Annotated in this window: 1 tRNA gene and 2 rRNA genes; all 3 read left to right on the forward strand. The window is 55.3% G+C overall.

Annotation, left to right across the window (positions count from 1 at the left end):
- Window positions 1–46: 46 nt before the first annotated feature.
- The 3 genes from KZ810_RS17080 (at window position 47) to KZ810_RS17090 (ending at window position 3,308) form a co-directional block, all read left to right on the forward strand.
- Window positions 47–2,870 (forward strand): 23S ribosomal RNA (locus KZ810_RS17080).
- 143 nt (window positions 2,871–3,013) lie between these two features.
- Window positions 3,014–3,128: ribosomal RNA gene (rrf, locus tag KZ810_RS17085) — 5S ribosomal RNA — on the forward strand.
- A 103-nt stretch (window positions 3,129–3,231) separates the two neighbouring features.
- A tRNA-Met gene (locus KZ810_RS17090) sits at window positions 3,232–3,308 on the forward strand.

The following is a 3,308-nucleotide window of genomic DNA, read 5'->3' on the forward strand; positions in this document are numbered from 1 at the left end:
TCGGTCTTTTGACCGATCCAGCGTTGCTGTTGGTGGTGTGGGCTCTCAAGCGTGAGGTAAGGGCAATTCGTGGATGCCTTGGCGCATACAGGCGATGAAGGACGTGGCACGCTGCGATAAGCTGCGGTGAGGTGTGAGCAACCTTTGACCCGCAGATTTCCGAATGGGGAAACCCACTCATCCTGATTATCCGAGACGAGCCGAGCGACGACACGCGTGAAGCGTGCCGCCGAGCGGCTCAGCTAGGGTAATTGGGGTTTTGAGTATCATGGGACTGAATACATAGGTTTCATGAAGCGAACCCGGCGAACTGAAACATCTCAGTAGCTGGAGGAAAAGACATCAACCGAGATTCCGTTAGTAGTGGCGAGCGAACGCGGACCAGGCCAGTGCCTGTTGTTAAACTAGCAGAACCATCTGGAAAGTTGGGCCATAGCGGGTGACAGCCCCGTATGTGAAAGTGAGACAATGGGACTCGAGTAGGGCGGAACACGTGTAATTCTGTCTGAACATGGGGGGCCCACCCTCCAAGCCTAAATACTCGTATGCGACCGATAGTGAACTAGTACCGTGAGGGAAAGGTGAAAAGCACCCCGATGAGGGGAGTGAAACAGTACCTGAAACGGATTGCCTACAAGCAGTAGGAGGGGTCTTGTGCCCTGACTGCGTACCTCTTGCATAATGGGTCTGTGACTTAATGTATCGAGCAAGCTTAAGCCGTTAGGTGTAGGCGCAGCGAAAGCGAGTCTGAATAGGGCGATTTCAGTTCGATGTATTAGACCCGAAACCCGGCGATCTAGGCATGACCAGGATGAAGGTGTGGTAACACACACTGGAGGTCCGAACCGATTAACGTTGAAAAGTTACCGGATGAGTTGTGTTTAGGGGTGAAAGGCCAATCAAGCCGGGAAATAGCTGGTTCTCCGCGAAAACTATTGAGGTAGTGCCTCGGATGGACACCGTTGGGGGTAGAGCACTGGATGGGTGCGGGGGTCGCGAGATCTACCAAACCTAACCAAACTCCGAATACCAACGAGTGATATCCGGGAGACAGACGGCGGGTGCTAAGGTCCGTCGTCAAAAGGGAAACAGCCCTGACCAACAGCTAAGGTCCCCAAGTCACGTCTAAGTGGGAAAGCATGTGGGAATCCCAAAACAACCAGGAGGTTGGCTTAGAAGCAGCCATCCTTTAAAGAAAGCGTAACAGCTCACTGGTCTAAACAAGGGTTCCTGCGGCGAAGATGTAACGGGGCTCAAGACGTGCACCGAAGCTTTGGGTGTGGATTTATCCACGCGGTAGCGGAGCGTTCCGTAAGCCTGCGAAGCGATCTGGTAATGGGTCGTGGAGGTATCGGAAGTGCGAATGCAGACATGAGTAGCGATAAAGAGGGTGAGATGCCCTCTCGCCGAAAGACCAAGGGTTCCTGCGCAAGGCTAATCCGCGCAGGGTGAGCCGGCCCCTAAGACGAGCCCGAAGGGGGTAGTCGATGGGAACCACGTTAATATTCGTGGGCCTGGTGGTGTGTGACGGATGGTGTGAGTTGTTCAGCCTTAACGGATTGGCTGGGCTTCGAAACTGTCCCGGGAAATAGCCCCACCGTATAGACCGTACCCGAAACCGACACAGGTGGTCAGGTAGAGTATACCAAGGCGCTTGAGAGAAGTGTCCTGAAGGAACTCGGCAAATTGCCTCCGTACCTTCGGAAGAAGGAGGCCCGATGTAAGCGCAAGCTCTCATCGGGGGCACAGGCCAGGGGGTAGCGACTGTTTAGCAAAAACACAGGGCTCTGCTAAGTCGGCTTCAAGACGACGTATAGGGCCTGACGCCTGCCCGGTGCCTGAAGGTTAAGTGGAGGGGTGCAAGCTCTGAAATGAAGCCCAGGTAAACGGCGGCCGTAACTATAACGGTCCTAAGGTAGCGAAATTCCTTGTCGGGTAAGTTCCGACCTGCACGAATGGCGTAACGACTTCCCCACTGTCTCCAGGACATGCTCAGCGAAATTGAATTCTCCGTGAAGATGCGGAGTACCCGCGGTTAGACGGAAAGACCCCGTGCACCTTTACTGCAGCTTCAGAGTGGCAGTGGACAAGAACTGTGTAGCATAGGTGGGAGGCTTTGAAGCATTGGCGCCAGCCGGTGTGGAGCCATAGGTGAAATACCACCCTGTTGTTGTCTATTGTCTAACCTCGAACCATGAAACTGGTTCAGGGACCCTCTGTGGCGGGTAGTTTGACTGGGGCGGTCGCCTCCTAAAGAGTAACGGAGGCGCGCGAAGGTTGGCTCAGGCCGGTTGGAAACCGGCTGTTAGAGTGCAATGGCATAAGCCAGCCTGACTGCGAGACTGACAAGTCGAGCAGAGACGAAAGTCGGTCATAGTGATCCGGTGGTCCCTCGTGGAAGGGCCATCGCTCAACGGATAAAAGGTACGCCGGGGATAACAGGCTGATAACCCCCAAGAGCTCATATCGACGGGGTTGTTTGGCACCTCGATGTCGGCTCATCACATCCTGGGGCTGGAGCAGGTCCCAAGGGTTTGGCTGTTCGCCAATTAAAGTGGTACGTGAGCTGGGTTCAGAACGTCGCGAGACAGTTTGGTCCCTATCTGCCGTGGGCGTCGAAATTTGAGAGGAGTTGACCCTAGTACGAGAGGACCGGGTTGAACGTACCTCTGGTGTACCTGTCGTCGTGCCAACGGCGCAGCAGGGTAGCTATGTACGGACGGGATAACCGCTGAAAGCATCTAAGCGGGAAGCCTCCCTCGAGATAAGATTTCTCAGGACGGTCGGAGACCACGACCTTGATAGATCGGATGTGGAAGCGCGGTAACGCGTGAAGCTAACCGATACTAATCGTCCTATTCGCGCTTGAGAGCACACACCCCCAACATCAACGTTGGGCAACAGGTAACCTCACGCCAGTGCACGCATCGATTTTGAACCAGCCGGACCTCGCCGACGATACGCACCTCGCTCATCGTCGATAAGGCCCGGACACGACACGCAGGCACCATTGCCTGGTGGCCATAGCGTCGGTGTCCCACCCGATCCCATCCCGAACTCGGCCGTGAAACCCGACTGCGCCAATGGTACTATCGCTTAAGCGATGGAAGAGTAGGTCGCCGCCAGGCATTGATGCCCGCGTGTCTCAAGAACCCATCACAATGCTCAAAAACCTCCTAACCAGAGGTCTAAGCCTCGCCGCACCAACACCGTGCAGCCAAGGCTACCTGTCGCGGGGTGGAGCAGCCCGGTAGCTCGTCAGGCTCATAACCTGAAGGTCGCTGGTTCAAATCCAGCCCCCGCAACCA

The sequence above is a fragment of the Sphingomonas citricola genome, assembly GCF_019429535.1.
Taxonomy (GTDB): domain Bacteria; phylum Pseudomonadota; class Alphaproteobacteria; order Sphingomonadales; family Sphingomonadaceae; genus Sphingomonas; species Sphingomonas citricola.